Below are 1,598 nucleotides of genomic sequence, written 5' to 3'. Positions count from 1 at the left end.
TCGTTTAGGAAATTATAAAATTCTAGACGTGTGGATAACTGTTCTGTAAAATGTTCGTATATATATATTAATGGAGATGTCATATGAGTCAGGCTAACAGCGGAATTATCAAACGTATATTAAAAGATCATTTTGATGGTTATTGGAAGATGCACTCAGATCTTTTTTCGGAGTCATACCGTGAAGACATAAAAGAAACAGTTGAGAAAGCAATAAGATGCGGCACTCGGGATTTGGGGTATGCCCGCTATGAATGTCTTGGTTGTGAAGGTGGACCAAGACCTGTTTTTGTTTGTTTTACTTGTAAAAGTCGTTTTTGCCATAAGTGTGGTAAGAAATATACAGATGATTGGTCAGATAAGCAACAGGAAATGATCTTTAACGTCCCTCATCGCCATATGGTGTTTACAATACCGAAGGAATTGAGAAATGTCTTTTTTAAAGACCGTAAAAAGTTAAATGAACTAGCTAAGAAAGTGGCTGAAGTTTTCCAATTTTACTTTCAACGTAAAAGTAAAAAACGAGATTTACAGGTTGGCATTATTACGGTGATACATACTTTTGGACGGGATCTAAAATTTAATCCACATATACATGCCCTAGTAACTGAAGGTGCAATTGATAACCGTAATGAGTGGGTTCCCACTGAGTTTATTCCATACGAATATTTGAGAAAGTCCTGGCAAAAGGTTGTTTTAGATTTATTAAAATCTTGGTTTCCTAATAATCAGTCCGTTATAAACCTCATTATTGATCTATACCAACGTTATCAAAAAGGGTTTTATGTGAATGCAGAACAGAGAATGAGAGATGCCAAAGGAGCAGCGAAATACATAGGAAGATACCTAGCGAGACCAGCTATAGCAGAGTATCGCATTGTAAAATACGATGGTAAGACAGTTCACTTTTGGTACGAAGACCATCAAACAGGAAAAAGAGTTGATGAAACACAACCTGTATATAAATTTTTATTTAATCTATTACAACACATCTCACCCAAGCATTTTCGAATGGTTGGTCGTTTTGGTTTGTACAGTAGAAGATCATATAAAAAAGCAAATCAGGTTTTAAGTCTTTATTCATTTATGAGAACCAGACAACTTTCGCTATTACTCGAAACAAAAAAGAAAAAGAAAACCTATAGACAACGAATGATTGAATCATTTGATAAAGATCCTTTTATATGTCCACATTGCCATCGTGAGATGGATTTAGTTGAAATATGGCATGCGGATTACGGCTTCCTTTATCATTATATGGAGGACATGGAGTGTATTAAAAATATCAGGAGGTATAATCTTGGCCAAAAACAAAGAACAGGATGATCTGAGTAAAGATTTTCTAAAGTGGTTAGAAGAAGAAGATCCATTTGGATTAGATGAAGATATAAAAATAATAATTTTTAAATGTTTGGATTGTGGAAAAGAAGATGAAGTTCCTGAATATGTGTTTGAAGAATTTCATTATGATTTAAATGATAATGAAGAAGTGGAAGTAGTATGTCCTTTTTGTAATGGCACAATGCGCAGAGCGAGGAATGTCCCAAGTGATTAATACTCACTTGGGACGTGCTTAAAGTCGCGTTAGCGATTTTGTTC

At 34.6% G+C, this 1,598-nt stretch carries 2 protein-coding genes; both read left to right on the top strand.

Features of this window, described 5'->3' with window-relative positions; genetic code table 11:
• Nucleotides 1–83: 83 nt before the first annotated feature.
• Nucleotides 84–1,325, top strand: coding sequence for an IS91 family transposase (locus tag MLE14_RS22190; protein WP_243300537.1), 1,242 nt, complete (start codon nt 84–86; stop codon nt 1,323–1,325).
• A complete protein-coding gene (locus MLE14_RS22185) occupies nt 1,300–1,554 on the top strand; it encodes a hypothetical protein (RefSeq protein ID WP_243300536.1) in 255 nt (84 codons plus the stop codon). Before MLE14_RS22190 ends, MLE14_RS22185 begins: the two co-directional genes overlap by 26 nt.
• The last annotated feature ends 44 nt before the right edge of the window (nt 1,555–1,598 follow it).

This window comes from Bacillus litorisediminis, assembly GCF_022808645.1.
Taxonomy (GTDB): domain Bacteria; phylum Bacillota; class Bacilli; order Bacillales; family JC228; genus Bacillus_BF; species Bacillus_BF litorisediminis.
The sequence above is the reverse complement of the archived record's forward strand: the minus strand, read 5'-3'. Positions and strand labels throughout refer to the sequence as shown.